This is a genomic window from Flavihumibacter petaseus NBRC 106054 (assembly GCF_000974785.1).
Taxonomy (GTDB): domain Bacteria; phylum Bacteroidota; class Bacteroidia; order Chitinophagales; family Chitinophagaceae; genus Flavihumibacter; species Flavihumibacter petaseus.
On sequence record NZ_BBWV01000002.1, the window covers coordinates 584,448 to 599,829 of the forward strand.

The window sequence follows — 15,382 nt, forward strand, 5'->3', positions numbered from 1 at the left end:
CATGATTATGAAATGCACATTCTCAATAAAAATACTTTCACTGCTGGCCATCGGCGCAGCATTGTCAGGGTGCCTGAAGGATGAACTCTACGATAACCGGGATACACAGGCCACCAGGCCGGGTGACCAGCCGCAAATGATTGAAATTGCACTGACCAGCGCTTCAGCCAGTAATTTCCTGATCCAGAATCCTTTGCCGCGGCTGGAATCGGATACAACGATCAACCTGATACCGGTACACCTGAATACCACAGGTCCGGCAACTGAAGATATCCAGGTTACGCTGGAACAGGACAATACCCTTGTGAGTGACTATAATGCTGAGAACGGTACGGATTATGGTATTCCGCTGCCAGGCATGCTGACCATTGTCAACAATGTGGTTACCATTCCGGCTGGTTCAAATACGGGGTACCTGCAGGTGACGATGAAGACGGCTGATTTTTCCGACAGCACCTGGGCAACCGGTTTCAGGATCACGAGTGTTGACAAGGACGCTTATGGCATCAGCGGCAACCTGCGTTCAGGTGTAGTAGTAATGCCTGTGATCAATAAATATGACGGGTTGTACCATGCGGTCGGGCACTTTGCTCACCCCACTGTTCCGCGTGATTTTGACCTGCCGGATCTGCCACTGACCACCATCAGTCCCCGCGGTGTAAGCAAAGATCTTGGGGATCTCGGTGCCGGAACGAAGATCAATATCACCATCAATCCAGATAATTCCGTAACCATCACTCCAGGTGCCGGAACATCCGGAACAACTGCCAGTGTGCGCAACCTGACCGGTGATCCGGTATACAACAATACTTACGATCCCGACACCAAGACATTCTGGTTGCATTATGGTTATCCGAATCCCGGTCCATCACGGATCATTACGGAGAAAGTAACCTTGCAATAGAAATGTTTGAGGTTTGGCTTTGCCTACCGAAGCTTTAGCGTAGGTAGGAGTTTGAGAGTTGGGGTTTGGCGTAAAAGTTTGAGGTTAGTCCATGGACTAACCTCAAACTTTAAACGCCAGACCCCAAACTATTATCAATTGCCCTCAGCGTATTGCTTGAAGTTGTTCATGATCGATTGCCAGCCACCCTGCTGCATTTCCAGCGGATTTTCGTTTTCCGGTTCGAAAGCTTCGATGATACGGGTCTTGTCGCCATCCGCAACAAAGTCAATCGTTACCTTTCTTCCGTCATCCATTGTATAGGCAATATGTTTTTCTTTGGTAACGGCAGTGTATTCTCCTCCGAAATCAAAGCCCATGCTGCCATCCCTTGCTTCCATACGGGTCATGAATCTTCCTCCGGTCCGCAAATCATTTTCAGCCCGCGGAGCATGCCATTCCGGGATAGCAAATGCCCATTTGGTAACATGGGCAGGTTCGTTCCAGTATTCCCATACCCTGGCTACGGGTGCATTAACAGTAGTTTCAACGGTCAGTACTTTGTTGGCTGTTTCCATGGTAAATGTTTTTACAAACTTCATTCAAAATCCTGCAACAACCAATGTGCAGATGCGACAATAAATGGGTGCTTTGCGACTACTTGCCGGATGCTCCGTATGATCCACCCTGTGCGGGTAACTGGTGCGCAAGACGGTCAACCTTGTGTTCAAGCCGTTCCAGCATCTCCAGTTGTTTTTGCTGAATATCACACAGGTGCTGGAACTGGTCGATGATGGAAAGGTCCATTTTCTGGTGAAGGTTCCGGATTTCAATCTCTGATTTGAGATTCACCAGGTAATCATTTTCCGCACGTTGACGGTCCTTTGCTTCCTGGCGGTTCTGGCTCATCATGATGATGGGTGCCTGGATGGCTGCAATACACGATAGAATAAGATTCAGGAGTATGAATGGGTAGGGGTCGAAAGCGCGGTTTACCAGCATGAAGCCATTCAGTATGATCCAGAAAAAGAGTACTGCCAAAAAGAGAATGATGAAAGTCCAGCTGCCGCCGAAGGTGGCCACCCTGTCGGCAACCCTTTCTCCAAAACTGGTCTGCCCATGTCCGGAGATCTCGGGAAGCTTCCCTGTCAGCAGGGTTTGTTCTTCAACAGCCTGCTGCACGATCTGATTGAGTTTGCCGATCTGTTCGTTTTCAGTTTCCAGCAACTGCCGGATGTAGGCATGCGTATTTTTCATGGCAGAAAATTACGCCTAAAATGCTGTTAAAAAATGTTTGTTGGAATCCCGTAAGTCGCACCGGTAGTAGATTTAACAACAATTGCCAATCACCCATAAACTGCTCTCATGACTTATTCCAGGATCAATCGGATTACCGGCTGGGCGGTGTTTGCCATCGCTGCTGTTGTTTATCTCAGTACCATGGAAGCGACAGTAAGCTTCTGGGACTGCGGCGAATTTATTGCCAGCTGTTTCGGTGTACAGATACCCCATCCGCCAGGCGCGCCCTTGTTCGTTTTACTGGGAAGGCTGTTCATCATCCTGTCAGGAAGCAATCCACAGACAGCAGCAATCGCCGTAAATGCGATGAGTGCCCTGGCAAGTGCATTCACCATATTGTTCCTGTTCTGGACGATCACGCATTTCGCCCGGAAGATGTCTGACAATATCCCGGCAGTGATGGCTGCGGGAGTAGTGGGTGCCCTGGCATATACCTTTTCGGATTCGTTCTGGTATAGTGCCGTGGAAGGAGAAGTGTATGCGTTGTCATCCCTGTTTACCGCTGTCGTTTTCTGGGCCGTGCTCAAATGGGAAGAACAGGCTGCCAATGCAAGAGCAGACAAATGGCTGGTATTGATCTTCTTCCTGATAGGATTGTCCATCGGCGTTCACCTGCTGAACCTGCTGGTTATTCCGGCAATTGTGATGGTGTACTATTTCAAGCGGTATAAGCCCACAGCAATGGGTACTGTGATGGCCTTTATAGTGGGATGTGCCCTTACCGGTTTTGTACAGGTGGTGATGATCCAGACTACCATCAAGGCTGCAGGCAAAATGGACATCTGGTTTGTAAATGACCTGGGATTGCCCTTCTTTTCAGGTTTTGCTTTTTTCTTTTTGGGGATCGCGGCATCGCTGGTGTTTACCATAAGGTATGCAAAGCGCAGAGGCTACTACCAGCTGTCACTGGTATGCTGGAGTATGGCTTTCCTTTTGTTGGGTTACAGCACATACCTCACTACGATGATCCGGTCAAATGCTGACCCCGCTGTGGATATGTTCAATGTGGATAATCCTGTGAGCCTGGCAGGCTACCTGGGCAGGGAGCAGTATAACGACTGGCCCATCCTGTTTGGGCCAGACTTTACGGAAGAAGCGCCAAGAATTGCTAACGGAGAGAACTATTCGAAAGGTGACAAAGCCTACCTTCCTGCAGGTACGGTATATAAATATGACTGGAAAAATGCCCCCGGGGCCCACCTGTTCCCGCGCATTTGGGATGCGGCAAATGACCGCAACCAGAAAGCGGTTTACCAGCGGTTTGCCGGCGTGGACGATCAGACGACGCCCACCATGGCAGATAATATCCGGTATTTCACCAACTACCAGGCAGGGTGGATGTATTTCCGGTATTTCATGTGGAATTTTGCCGGACGGCAGAATGACCTGCAGGGCCTGGGCAATGCAGCAGACAGCAACTGGGTGAGTGGTATTCCCGTTGTGGATAATGCCCGGTTGGGTGACCAGGAAAAATTGCCGGACAGTATCCATGATAACAATAAAGCGTATAACAGGCTTTTCTTCCTGCCGTTGGTACTGGGGATTGCCGGCCTGATCTGGCAGTACCGCCGCAGTCGGAGGGATTGGTTGGTGAATGGCCTGCTGTTTTTCTTTACCGGACTTGCCATCGTTATTTATCTTAACCAAAGCGGTTACCAGCCCCGGGAGCGGGACTATGCCTATGTGGGATCTTTTTATGCATTTACCATCTGGATAGGTCTCGGCGTACTGGCTGCGTTGAAAGGAGCAGAGCGTCTTTCTGCAAAACCTGTGCTGCGGTATGCCACCCTGCTGGCTTGCCTCGCGGTACCAGCCTGGATGGCGGTGCAGGAGTGGGATGATCATGACCGTCATGACAAGACGCTTGCCCGCGACCTGGCCCGCAATTACCTTGAATCCTGTCCACCCAACGCCTTGCTGATCTCGGCAGAAGACAATGACACGTATATGTTATGGTACCTGCAGAATGTGGAAGGCGTGCGGCGTGATGTGCGCGTGGTCGTCAATACGATCTTTGCCTCTGACTGGTACACCGATCAGTTGCGGTATAAGATCTATGACAGTGCTCCGTTTGACCTGCTGTTTACAAAGGAACAGTTCAGGGGCAATAAGCGGGACGTGGCTTATTTTCTTGACCTTCCCGGGTTTGATAAAAATACTTATCACGATCTTGATCAGATCCTCACCAATGTTGCAGGCAGTGATGATCCGCAATACAGCAGGCAGACCGAACAGGGACAAGTGATCAACCTGATGCCCGTACGCAAGCTATCTGTACCGGTTGACGAACAGGTCGTGCGGGCTAATGGAACTGTTCATCAGCAGGACAAAGTATTGCCTTCCCTCGCTATCGATATCGCACCCGATAAGCAGTACCTCCTGAAGAATGAACTGGCTTTGCTGGGCATCATTGCCCGCAATCACTGGAACCGCCCGATTTGCTTCACCAATACATCAGATGTAGAAGCGCTGGGCCTTGGCCGCTATATGCGCCAGGAAGGAATGACCTGGCAGCTGGTGCCTGTAGAGGCACCGGGTGTGGACCTGGACAAATCGTATCAGCTGGTGATGAAATCCTTTGCATATGGTGGTATTGACAAGGCGGGCACTTACCTGGATGAAGACAATCGCCGGCGCCTTCAGTTGCTTCAACTGGCCCATGCCCGTATCGCTACAGGGTTGGTTAATGCGGGCCGCATCAACGAAGCCCGTGCGGTGTTGCAGCATTTTGATCAGCAGGTGAAGACTACCAGTTTCACTTATGGAATGGCTTCCAGCCGCGGCAACCAGCACAACGGACTGTCACTCGAATTTCTGCGTGCCTGTTACGCTGCAGGAGACAAGCCGCTGGCAGAGAAAGTGGCGGCTTCCCTGGGCAAAGACCTGAATCAGCAGATGATCTATTACCAAAGCCTCAGCGCTGATGTCGTGCCGGAGGAGCAGCTGGCCGAACAAGCCTGGCTGCTCATCCAGGGTAAGCCCGGGTACCTGTCGGACCGCCAGCTGGATTTTGCCATGGATATCGTTACCACGTTCCAGGTTAAACACCAGCTGGAGGCACTGCGTACGTTGTAGTCCGTATTTTTGCCGCGATGAAAAAATGGATAATGTGCAGCCTGGTCGGATGCCTGGGGAAATTTTCATGGGGGCAGGATACCACTGTTGCGAAAGAAGCGAAGCCGGTGAAGGATACCACGCATTTTTTCCTGTTTGTGAATGGATCAGGGAATGTCAACCGTACCAATGACGGTACCACCTATGTGTTCAATAATTCCATCCGGTTCAATGTGCGGGGAAAAGTGCTGAACCTGAATACCCTGAACAGCTGGGTATATGGTGAGAATCCAACCAAAAAAACCAACAACGATTTTATTTCAGCGGTTGACCTGGATGTGTTCAGGGAGACAAGGCGATGGTACTACTGGGCACTCGCGGCATATGAAACCAGCTATTCCCTGCGGATCCGCGACAAGGTACAGACCGGCGGTGGGATCGGCCTGAATGTGATCCGGAAGCCGGAAGGATCGCTCATCCTTACCGACGGCTTACTGTACGAAAGGAATGTGCTGATGGATGTTGATCAATATGGTCGTCAACGCTATGAAACAGTCAGAAACTCCTTCCGTGTCAAGTTTCATGTAGCCCTGAAGGACCGTTTTCGCATTGAAGGCAGCAATTTTTTCCAGAACAGCCTGTCAGACGGGGATGATTACATTATCCGTTCCAATACCGTGGCATCATTGCGTCTTTATAAAGCGCTTAATCTGACCATGACACTGGTATACAACCGCACGAATATTACTGCGCGGGAGAACCTGCTGTTCACCTATGGTCTTGCTTTTGAGAAGAAATTCTGATGCCGTGTGGTGTTGTTATCCGCGGTCTTCGTCACCACCGCCACCACCGCCATTTTCCCTGCGTTTGAACAGGTCAAGGTCGCTGCTGCCGAAGCGATAACTAAAGGTCAGGCGGAAGGTGCGCACGTTCCAGCGACGGTAAGAATCCTGGTAAAAACTTTCGGTGTCTGTTATGCTGCCGAACCTGCGGGAATTCAGAACGTCGTTGACATTGAACACCAGGGAGCCGGCCTTGTTCTTCAGGAAGTCTTTCCGGATGGCGAAATCGATACCGTATTGTTCCAGTTGTTTGCCCTGCGGTGTTACCCTCGAGGATTCATACTGGCCGGATAACTGGAAGGAAATATTGTTCACCAATGGCGCGGTAGGCGTCACGACGCGATAGTTCGCCATCAGTTTAGCGCTCCAGTTAAAGCCGTAATTGCTCAGGTTGACATCATTTACAGTGGCTTTTACATCACGGTATTGTCCGTTGATATTGGGCGTTATGTCGAAGTTTTTACCAAATCGCTGTTGCAGGGTCATTTCAACACCCATGCGATTGGTCCGGTCAGCGTTGATAAACGTGGTCAATAAAGCGTTCGGATCGATGGATGCATTGTTAAGGTCTTCAATATCCTTCTGGCTCAATGTATCACTGTACATGGTGATGTCGGCAGTATTGTTCCTGTAATACGTGCTGAGCAGGAAGTTGCCGGAGCTGTACTGCTTGTTGTAATTCAGCTCAAAGGAATTGGTGAATTCCGGCTGCAGTTCAGGGTTGCCACGGCGGATATTCATCGGGTCACTGATATCGACATAGGGATTGATCTGCCAGAAATTCGGACGGTTAATGCGGCGGGTAAAGTTTGCCTGGAGGTCATTGCCGTTGCCCAGCTCGTAAGTCAGGAAGAGGCTGGGGAACAGGGTGTTCCAGAGATTATTGCCGCCTGAGGGATAATCATATCCAAACTTCTGGAGACTGTCCAGCAGTTCTCCCTTGAAGGTAGACTGCTCAATCCGTAAACCACCCTGGTATTTCAGGTTGCCGATGGTATTGGAGTAGTTGGCATAAACGGCATTTACCATTTCACGGAAGCGGTAATTATTACTCAGCGGCAGTTTCACTCCGTCCCCTGAAGGAGACATTGAATACACGTCCAGTTTGTCGAGAGATACATTGTAAAAACTCCTGGCGCCGAATTCAAGTTTGCTTTTTTCTGTAAGCGGGTTAACATAATCAGTCTGGAAGGTCAGCTGGTTACCGGAACCTTTGCCATAACTGTTTACGTTGTCGATGGGACTTAACGGGTCACCATTCGGCTTATACAACTGGTTGCCGATGATACCGTCGCCACCATTATGACCGCCACTGTAGGTGAAGTCTGCGGTCCATTCTTTACCCGATTTGTCGTATGTACGGCGATAGTTCAGCTGTGTATTCGCGCGGTTGAACCAGTCATTATCTGTACTGAGGCGGTAGCCCGTTGACGTAAGCGCGCCATCCTTATCATAATAAAACTGGTCCTGCTTTTCTGTATTGTCAAATTTGCCGCTTACAAATCCCTGGGTGAGGGAGATTGTGTTGTATTTGTCGATGAAATAATCTGCACCGAAGCGGACAGAAGCGAAGCGGCGCAGACGGTCGGTTTCACTGTTCTGATTGAAATAATCCGTGATTACGCCTGCGGATTTATTTTCACGGTAGGCTTCTCCTTTCGCAACGCCACCGGAACGGTTGTAATTGCCGCTGGCGAAGAAATTGAATTTGTTTTTCCGGTAGTTGAGGCTGAGGCTTCCGTTTAAGAGTTCCGGTGTACCTGCACCGACACTGGCAATACCATTAAGGCCAGCTTTCCGGTTCTTTTTCATGATGATGTTGATGATGCCGCCTGTGCTTCCTGCGTCATATTTTGAAGAAGGGTTGGTGATCACTTCTACTTTATCGATATCATCTGCAGGAATCTGTTCGAGCGTAAGAATTGTTGGTCTTCCATCCACCAGGATTTGTGGTGTGCTGTTGCGCAGCTGAACGCCGCCGTTCACATCAACACTCAGGGAGGGAATATTCTTCATCACATCCACAGCATTACCGCCTTTTGCTGTAACGGCAGCATCGGCACTGAATATCCTTCTGTCCACAGCAAGTGTCATGGCAGGTTTTTTTGCCGTTACCACAACACCAGCAAGGTTGGCTGCGTCGGTGATCATCAAAAATTTCCCGGCATTATATTCTTTGTCTGTTTCGTCGAGGCTGATGCGTTCCAGTTGTTTCTCAAATCCGACAGCACTGATCTCGATTTTAATACGGGTAGTCTTAGCAATGGTGATGGAAAAATTTCCGTCTTTGTCGGTGACGGAATGACCGGATACACTATCCGTTCCATTGGGAGCAGTCAACGTAATGGTGGCAGCTTCAAGGGCTTTACCGGTCTTTTGGTCGATTACTTTACCATAGATTTTTATGGGATCAGTGAGGGAGGACTGGGCTGAAACGGCAGGGATTAATCCGCAGCAGAGGAGCATGATGAGAAAATAATGGGAGAGAATTCTGCGGTATAAGGGTAAATTTAGCGTCATATATGCAAAGGACGTTAAAATTGATAAAAAAGCCTTCCGCATTTTCTTAAAGAAAGAATAAAAACCGTATTAACACTTATTAGTTTTTTTGATGAATCCGGAGCAGGAAAGATTAAAACAGCCAGAATGGAAACGATGGGGATCGTATGTTTCCGACCGCCAGTGGGGAACAGTACGCGAAGATTACAGCAGTAATGGAGATGCCTGGAATTACACTACCCATGACATGGCCAGAAGTCGTGCGTGGCGGTGGGGTGAAGAAGGAATTGGGGGCATATGCGATGATAATCAACTCTTATGCCTGGGATGGGCATTCTGGAATAAGCGGGATCCCATCCTTAAGGAGCGGTTGTTCGGTTTGAACAACAGTGAAGGCAATCATGGTGAAGATGTGAAGGAAGTGTATTATTATCTTGATGCGACCCCTACGCATTCTTACATGAAAATGTTGTATAAGTACCCGCAGAAGGAATTTCCGTATGAGCAGTTGCTGCTGGAAAACCGGCGTCGCGGGCGGCAGGTCCCGGAATTCGAACTCGTAGACACAGGTATTTTTGACACAGGGGAATATTTTGATTGCATGATCGAATATGCCAAAGTGGATATTGATGATATACTGGTAAAACTCACTGTCGTCAATCACGCCCCTCATGCTGCAAGCCTGGTTGTGTTGCCGACGCTGTGGTTCCGCAACACCTGGTCATGGGGCAGGGACGGTTATCGTCCTTCACTGTCTAAGGCTGCCAGCCAGGTGCTGGCCATCCGGCATGAGGAACTGGATATGCAGCATTTTTATTTTGAGGGATCGCCGGTGCCGCTGTTCTGCGACAACGAGACCAATAACCGGCGGCTTTACGGGGCTACTACCAGTAATGCATACCCGAAGGATGGCATCAATGATTTTATCATTCACCGTTATCCCACTGTCAACCCGGCCGGTAGTGGCACAAAGGGGGCGCTGTCTTATGAACTGCATCTCGAAGCCGCAGGTACAGGCGTATTACGGTTCCGGTTATGCAAACAGGAACAGACAGATGCCTTTGCAGAATTTGACAGGTTATTCGCTTTGCGTCAACGGGAGGCAGATGACTTTTATGCCGCTCACCAGCAGCAGATACAACATGCGGAGGAGAAAAAGATCCACCGGCAGGCGCTGGCTGGCATGTTATGGAACAAGCAATTTTATTCTTACAAGGTTCAGCAGTGGCTGGATGGTGATCCGGCGATGCCTTCGCCGCCACCGGAAAGGAAAAGCGGCCGCAATCACAACTGGCCGCAACTTTACAACAATGATGTGATCTCGGTACCGGATAAATGGGAATTTCCCTGGTATGCTTCCTGGGATCTTGCGTTTCACTGCGTGAGCATCGCATTGGTAGATCCGGACTTTGCCAAGGAACAATTGAAACTGCTCACGCAGGAATGGTACATGCATCCGGCGGGAGAATTCCCTGCCTATGAATGGTCACTTCGTGATGTCAATCCGCCGGTGCATGCCGGAGCTGTTTACCGGATCTTCAAACTTGATGCAAAGGCAAAAGGGAAAAAGGATTATGCCTTCCTGGAATCTGTTTTTCATAAACTGGTGATCAATTTTACCTGGTGGGTCAACCGGAAAGACCGTACCAACAGCAATGTTTTTGAAGGTGGATTTCTCGGCCTGGATAATATCGGCGTTTTTGACCGGAGTGCAACGCTGCCCCAGGGATATATGATGGAGCAGGCGGATGCTACCAGCTGGATGGCTATGTATGCCCTTAATATGTTGCATATTTCACTGGAGCTGTCATACCATAATAAGACTTATGTGGGCATGGCCACCAAGTTTTTTGAACACTTCCTTTATATAGCCGGGGCGATGGCCTATATGGGGAAGAACAGCAGTGGCCTGTGGGATGAAACCGATGAATTTTTTTACGATCAGTATCGCCTGCCGGATCAGCGTTTAGAAAAGCTGCGGGTAAAGAGCATGGTGGGACTGATCCCGCTTTTTGCGGTGGAAGTGATTACGAAGGAAACGCTGGATGCCCATCCTGAATTTGCGGAAAGGATGGACTGGTTCCTCCGGCATCGTCCCGATCTTGCCAACCTGGTGTCGCGCTGGAATGAAACGGGCAAGGACGAGAAGCACCTGCTGAGCCTGTTGCGTGGTCACAGGATGAAACGCCTGCTGATGCGCATGCTCGATGAAACTGAGTTCCTGAGTGATTATGGTGTGCGGTCATTGTCCAGGAAATATGAACAGGAGCCTTACCGGCTGAATTTTGCAGGGGCTGACCTGACAGTCAGGTATGTGCCGGGGGAGAGTGACAGCGATATGTACGGCGGCAATTCCAACTGGCGCGGCCCGGTTTGGATGCCAATGAATTTCCTGATCATTGAAAGCCTGCGGAAGTTTCATTTTTATTACAGTGATGATTTCCGGCTGGAGTTTCCGACTGCTTCAGGAAAATACCTGACGCTGAAAGAGGTGGGTACTGAACTGGCGAAGCGATTGCTGCGTATGTACCTGCCGGACGCGTCCGGAAAACGGCCGGTATCCGGGGAATGCCGCATACTGCAGGAGGATGCGCAGTTTAACCAGTACCTGCACTTTTACGAATATTTTCATGGCGATTCCGGTAAAGGATTGGGCGCTTCTCATCAGACAGGCTGGACGGGCCTGCTGGCTAACCTGATCGTGATGCTCAACACGGATGAAGCTCCCAGGTCATCGTGAAGTTTATTTGGTTGCCGGTTGCTTAACAATCAGGCTGACACGGTATACCAGCCAGATACAGACCAGTACCACCGTTGTAACGACCCATCCCAAACGGGGGTAATGTTCAATGGGGCTATGGGGATGCGGCTGAAAAACGATGAGTCCGGCTGCCATGGCAGCCACACCGCCAGCCATTTGTTGCAGGGATGCACTGATACTCATGTAAGCACCTCTGTCGTGCATTTCCGGAATACTCGTGTTCAATGCCACCGCCGGTATTATCCGGCTCATAATGCCCATAAACATGATCATATTGACCATAATGAGCAGCCAGAGCGGCACCGGTGGAAGATGCGTGTAGATGAGTACCATGATCATCGAGAGCACGCTGCCGGCAGCGAATAGTTTAAACCGGTCAACCCGGTCACTGAGCCGCCCGATCATCGGCATGATGATAATGGAGGATATTCCTGAGAGCATAAAGATCAGCGGCAGGTCTTCCTGGGTCAGCAACAGGTTGTTGATGATAAAGGCACTGCCGAATGGCATCAGCATGAATCCGCCGACAGGAAGAAATGTGGTTGCCAGGAAACCGGTTTGGTATCTTTTATTCAGTAGTGTATGCCACAGGTGCAGCAGTGGATTTTTGTCCGTCCGGTTGTCGAGGTGTGCAGTTACCGGTTGCATGTTAAGGAGGACGGCCAATCCGATCAGCAGCCCGAAAGCTGCAATCATCAGGAAAGTAGCATGCCAGGTCCACCGGTTGGCAAGGAATAGTCCCAGCGGTATACCCAGCACCTGGCTGCCGGCAAAGCCCATCTGGATGACGCTCATCACCCGGCCGCGCTGATCCGGGCGGAAGAGGTCAGCAACGATGGCCAGAGAAACTGCACCGATCACCCCGCCGAACAGTCCTGTAACAATACGTGCTGCCAGCAGTTGGGTGAAACTGTCGGCCATGCCGCAACTGACCGTTCCGAGTAAAAATCCGGTGTAAAAAAAGAGGAGTAGTTTTTTCCGGTCGAACCGGTCGGCGAATCCGGCGGCCATTATGCCTGAAATAGCAGCGCTGAAGGCATACGCGGAAACAATTAGTCCGAATTGTGCCGTGTTGATGTCAAGCGATTTCATGAGGATATCACCAAGCGGTGAGATAATCATAAAATCAAGTACGATCGTGAACTGTAATAGTCCGAGGATAGCGATAATGAACCGCTGGTAGGGCGTGAACCCACTGATGGCTTCTGTCTGCAAAAGATATTATTTGATAGAACTGGTAACAGCCTGAGTGGTCTGGCTGTTCGCACGAAGCAAACCTTCCTGGGTGATGTGCACCAGGGTGGCCCGCTCCAGTTGTTGCAACCGCACGAGTCCCTCTTCGTGCAACTGCATAATATGGGAAAGGATGGTATCCCATGGAAGAAACTGTCTTACGATGATCTGTGCAGGTTTGCAGGGATAACTGGTTGGATCATTGTCCTCCTTCACGATGGAATAGATGGTTTGCAAAGTCGAATAGTGGTTATCCATAATTCAAAATATACCCAAAAATCCACATGCAAAAAAGAAGTTTTCAACCTAAGGTGAATGGGTAGTCAATTTGCGCCAAGGTGCCCGGAAACAACCAGATCTTCCATGATTTGCCGTTGTATAACATATTGTGCATCGCGGAATCCATGGGCATTTATCCAGATTTCGATGGTCACGGCGTATTTGTCGGGTTCCAGCGCTGCCACACCAATCCGCCGGGGAGGATCTTTTAAAACAGCATCCAGTTTATCGAGTGCTGTTTCGATCACGTTTTGCACATCTGCCAGCGGTTTGGTGTAACCGAATTTCAGGGTGATATCCATACGACGTTTTCCTTCCCGGCTGAGGTTGATCACTACGTTGTTAGACAACTGTCCGTTTGGAATAATGATCGTCTTGTTGTCGAATGTGAGCACGGTAGTAAAGAAAAGCTGAATTTGCTGCACCGTACCTTCCTGAGATTGTGTGATGATATTATCTCCGACTTTGAAGGGACGTAACAACAGGATCAGGATACCACCAACAAAATTCTGCAGGGTGCCACTCAGTGCAAGGCCAGCCGCAACACTAAACCCTGCAATGATCGCCGCCATAAAACTGAGCTGGATCCCGGCTACCTGGAATACACCAAGGATCAGCAGAACCTGCAGGGAGATCACCACAAAATTCTGCAGGAAATAGCGCAGGGTAGGGCTGATTGCTTTTGCGTCTAGCAGTTTGTTGATCCATTTTCCGAACAGCCTGATCAACCACAGTCCCACAAACAGCAATACAATGGCTGCAAGGATGCCTGGCCCTTTATCTATAATCCAACCGGATAACTGCTGTGAAATTGTATTCCATTCCCACTTCATCTTTTTTCAGGCAATTGCCTAAAAAACTATGCCCTGAGCGGGAACACCCTCACGGGTGATCCTGACCGGCCGGATCAGTCCTTTTTCGTCGAATTGCAACACCTCAATACAGGTCTCTCTGGAGTTTCCGTCAGTTTCTGTAATGGGCCTGCGATGGTAGATGATGTAATACTGGTCTTTTCCGGGTACCTGGATGACGCTGTGGTGACCGGCGCCGTTAGCGATGGCGGGGTCCTGCTTCAGGATTGTACCGATCCTGCGAAACGGACCCAGGGGACTGTCAGCAATGGCATAGGCAACGCTATAGTCCGGACCCGTCCAGCCACCTTCCGACCACATGAAATAATACTTTCCGTTATGCCGGAACATGAATGGTCCTTCCACATATTTCTCCGGCGTGATCTCTTTGAAAGTTTTTCCATCAGGAAATGGTTCGAAGCCGGTGAAGTCGGGTTTAAGCCGCGCAATATTGCAATGCCGCCAGCCGCCGTAGATCAGGTAGTACTGGCCGGTAACGTCTTTGTATACAAACTGGTCAATGGGCTGCGCACCATTGTGAAACTTATCGACGAGGGGCTTGCCGAGATAATCGCGGAAAGGTCCTTCCGGCTTGTCGGCAACAGCAACACCGATGCCGCCTTTTTCCTTGTCGTTCTGGATATCATTGGCGCCGAAGAACAGGAAATACCGGCCATCTTTTTCGATCACCGATGGCGCCCACATGGCGCGTTTTGCCCACTTCACAGCAGCTGTATCGATGATCCGGGAGTGTTTGGTCCAGTTTACCAGGTCGGGTGAAGAAAACGCATCCATGAAAACCTGCTTTTCATAGGGTGCAGAATAAGTGGGATAGATCCAGTAATTCTTCCCGAATACAATTCCTTCGGGATCCGCATACCAACCGGGAAACAGCGGATTGCCGGAATATCCGGCAGGTTTCGGTTGTGCATAACCGTTCAACAGTGCACCAATCAGCACACCGGCAAATAATAGTTTTTTCATCGTTGGGGATTGGGCGTAAAAATGATGTTGCCATCGGGATAACCGATCAGCGTGGCTGTTGCATATTGCAGGAACAGTCCATTTTCCACTACACCGGGAATCTGGTTCAGCCAGGCATGCAGGTTTAACGGGTCTGCAATAGTCCCGAAATGACAATCGAGTATATAATGGCCGTGATCGGAAATGAAGGGAGCGCCGAATTTTTCACGAACGGTCACGTCGATGCCATAGGTTTTTGCGATCTTCTGCTGCACCTGGCGGTATCCGAAGGGAACCACTTCTACCGGTAAAGGAAACCTGCCCAGCTGAGACACCAGTTTTGATGCGTCCGCAAGAACGATCATGCGATCGGCAGCAGCGGCAACCATTTTTTCCTGGAGGTGTGCACCACCACCACCTTTGATCAGGCGGAAGGCTGGGTCGATCTCATCAGCCCCGTCCAAAACAAGGTCAATTTTGTCCACCTCATTCAGTGTTTTCAGCGGCACATTATTCTCGATCAGGAGATTGGCAGTTGCAGTAGAAGTAGGTACTGCAACTACATCGAGCCCCTGTTTTACTTTTTCGCCCAGGGCCTGCAGGAACCAGTAAGCAGTGGTGCCGGTACCGGCACCGATCGTCATGCCACTACTTACATAATCAGCGGCGGCAAAGCCGAGGTTTTTTTTGATATCGTCGTTTGAAAGCATGCGGAAAA

Annotated in this window: 12 protein-coding genes; 4 read left to right on the top strand and 8 right to left on the bottom strand. The window is 49.9% G+C overall.

Annotated features, from left to right (window positions below; genetic code table 11):
- The first annotated feature begins 7 nt into the window (after nucleotides 1-7).
- Nucleotides 8-904, top strand: a complete 897-nt coding sequence (locus FPE01S_RS12315; protein WP_169749162.1) for a BT_3987 domain-containing protein — start codon at nucleotides 8-10, stop codon at nucleotides 902-904.
- 134 nt (nucleotides 905-1,038) lie between these two features.
- On the opposite strand, the gene FPE01S_RS12320 is transcribed toward FPE01S_RS12315, so the two are convergent.
- On the bottom strand, nucleotides 1,039-1,461 hold the full coding sequence (locus FPE01S_RS12320; protein ID WP_046369863.1) for an SRPBCC family protein: 423 nt from the start codon (nucleotides 1,459-1,461) through the stop codon (nucleotides 1,039-1,041).
- Between the two features lie 79 nt (nucleotides 1,462-1,540).
- Nucleotides 1,541-2,140, bottom strand: a complete 600-nt coding sequence (locus FPE01S_RS12325) for a DUF1003 domain-containing protein (protein ID WP_046369274.1) — start codon at nucleotides 2,138-2,140, stop codon at nucleotides 1,541-1,543.
- Nucleotides 2,141-2,248: 108 nt separating this feature from the next.
- Here FPE01S_RS12325 and FPE01S_RS12330 point away from each other — a divergent pair, with 108 nt between their 5' ends.
- Complete coding sequence (locus tag FPE01S_RS12330) at nucleotides 2,249-5,257, top strand: glycosyltransferase family 117 protein (protein WP_046369275.1); 3,009 nt, start codon at nucleotides 2,249-2,251, stop codon at nucleotides 5,255-5,257.
- A gap of 17 nt (nucleotides 5,258-5,274) precedes the next feature.
- Nucleotides 5,275-6,039 carry a DUF481 domain-containing protein gene (locus tag FPE01S_RS12335; RefSeq protein ID WP_052955741.1) on the top strand — a complete coding sequence of 255 codons (765 nt, stop codon included), beginning with the start codon at nucleotides 5,275-5,277 and terminating at the stop codon, nucleotides 6,037-6,039.
- 15 nt (nucleotides 6,040-6,054) lie between these two features.
- On the opposite strand, the gene FPE01S_RS12340 is transcribed toward FPE01S_RS12335, so the two are convergent.
- Complete coding sequence (locus FPE01S_RS12340) at nucleotides 6,055-8,544, bottom strand: TonB-dependent receptor (protein WP_046369276.1); 2,490 nt, start codon at nucleotides 8,542-8,544, stop codon at nucleotides 6,055-6,057.
- Nucleotides 8,545-8,689: 145 nt separating this feature from the next.
- Between FPE01S_RS12340 and FPE01S_RS12345 the strand changes: the two genes are divergently transcribed.
- The gene (locus tag FPE01S_RS12345; protein ID WP_046369277.1) at nucleotides 8,690-11,317 is read left to right on the top strand and encodes an MGH1-like glycoside hydrolase domain-containing protein; all 2,628 of its coding nucleotides are present in this window, start codon (nucleotides 8,690-8,692) and stop codon (nucleotides 11,315-11,317) included.
- Nucleotides 11,318-11,320: 3 nt separating this feature from the next.
- Here FPE01S_RS12345 and FPE01S_RS12350 read toward each other — a convergent pair whose 3' ends face one another.
- The 5 genes from FPE01S_RS12350 to rpiA form a co-directional block, all read right to left on the bottom strand.
- Complete coding sequence (locus FPE01S_RS12350; RefSeq protein WP_046369278.1) at nucleotides 11,321-12,553, bottom strand: MFS transporter; 1,233 nt, start codon at nucleotides 12,551-12,553, stop codon at nucleotides 11,321-11,323.
- Between the two features lie 6 nt (nucleotides 12,554-12,559).
- Nucleotides 12,560-12,829, bottom strand: coding sequence for a hypothetical protein (locus FPE01S_RS12355; protein WP_046369279.1), 270 nt, complete (start codon nucleotides 12,827-12,829; stop codon nucleotides 12,560-12,562).
- A 65-nt stretch (nucleotides 12,830-12,894) separates the two neighbouring features.
- A complete protein-coding gene (locus tag FPE01S_RS12360; protein ID WP_046369280.1) occupies nucleotides 12,895-13,683 on the bottom strand; it encodes a mechanosensitive ion channel family protein in 789 nt (262 codons plus the stop codon).
- 18 nt (nucleotides 13,684-13,701) lie between these two features.
- Nucleotides 13,702-14,685, bottom strand: a complete 984-nt coding sequence (locus FPE01S_RS12365) for a glycoside hydrolase family 43 protein (RefSeq protein ID WP_046369281.1) — start codon at nucleotides 14,683-14,685, stop codon at nucleotides 13,702-13,704.
- Nucleotides 14,682-15,374 (bottom strand): ribose-5-phosphate isomerase RpiA, encoded by a 693-nt coding sequence (rpiA, locus tag FPE01S_RS12370; RefSeq protein WP_046369282.1) that lies wholly within the window; start codon nucleotides 15,372-15,374, stop codon nucleotides 14,682-14,684. Before rpiA ends, FPE01S_RS12365 begins: the two co-directional genes overlap by 4 nt.
- Nucleotides 15,375-15,382 lie beyond the last annotated feature (8 nt).

Bases quoted from the DNA above. Each gene is read 5' to 3' on its own strand.
- FPE01S_RS12355 (WP_046369279.1), bottom strand. From the start codon at position 12,829: ATGGATAACCACTATTCGACTTTGCAAACCATCTATTCCATCGTGAAG.
- FPE01S_RS12345 (WP_046369277.1), top strand. From the start codon at position 8,690: ATGAATCCGGAGCAGGAAAGATTAAAACAGCCAGAATGGAAACGATGG.
- FPE01S_RS12365 (WP_046369281.1), bottom strand. From the start codon at position 14,685: ATGAAAAAACTATTATTTGCCGGTGTGCTGATTGGTGCACTGTTGAAC.
- FPE01S_RS12325 (WP_046369274.1), bottom strand. From the start codon at position 2,140: ATGAAAAATACGCATGCCTACATCCGGCAGTTGCTGGAAACTGAAAAC.
- rpiA (WP_046369282.1), bottom strand. From the start codon at position 15,374: ATGCTTTCAAACGACGATATCAAAAAAAACCTCGGCTTTGCCGCCGCT.
- FPE01S_RS12335 (WP_052955741.1), top strand. From the start codon at position 5,275: ATGAAAAAATGGATAATGTGCAGCCTGGTCGGATGCCTGGGGAAATTT.
- FPE01S_RS12360 (WP_046369280.1), bottom strand. From the start codon at position 13,683: ATGAAGTGGGAATGGAATACAATTTCACAGCAGTTATCCGGTTGGATT.
- FPE01S_RS12340 (WP_046369276.1), bottom strand. From the start codon at position 8,544: ATGCTCCTCTGCTGCGGATTAATCCCTGCCGTTTCAGCCCAGTCCTCC.
- FPE01S_RS12315 (WP_169749162.1), top strand. From the start codon at position 8: ATGAAATGCACATTCTCAATAAAAATACTTTCACTGCTGGCCATCGGC.
- FPE01S_RS12320 (WP_046369863.1), bottom strand. From the start codon at position 1,461: ATGGAAACAGCCAACAAAGTACTGACCGTTGAAACTACTGTTAATGCA.
- FPE01S_RS12330 (WP_046369275.1), top strand. From the start codon at position 2,249: ATGACTTATTCCAGGATCAATCGGATTACCGGCTGGGCGGTGTTTGCC.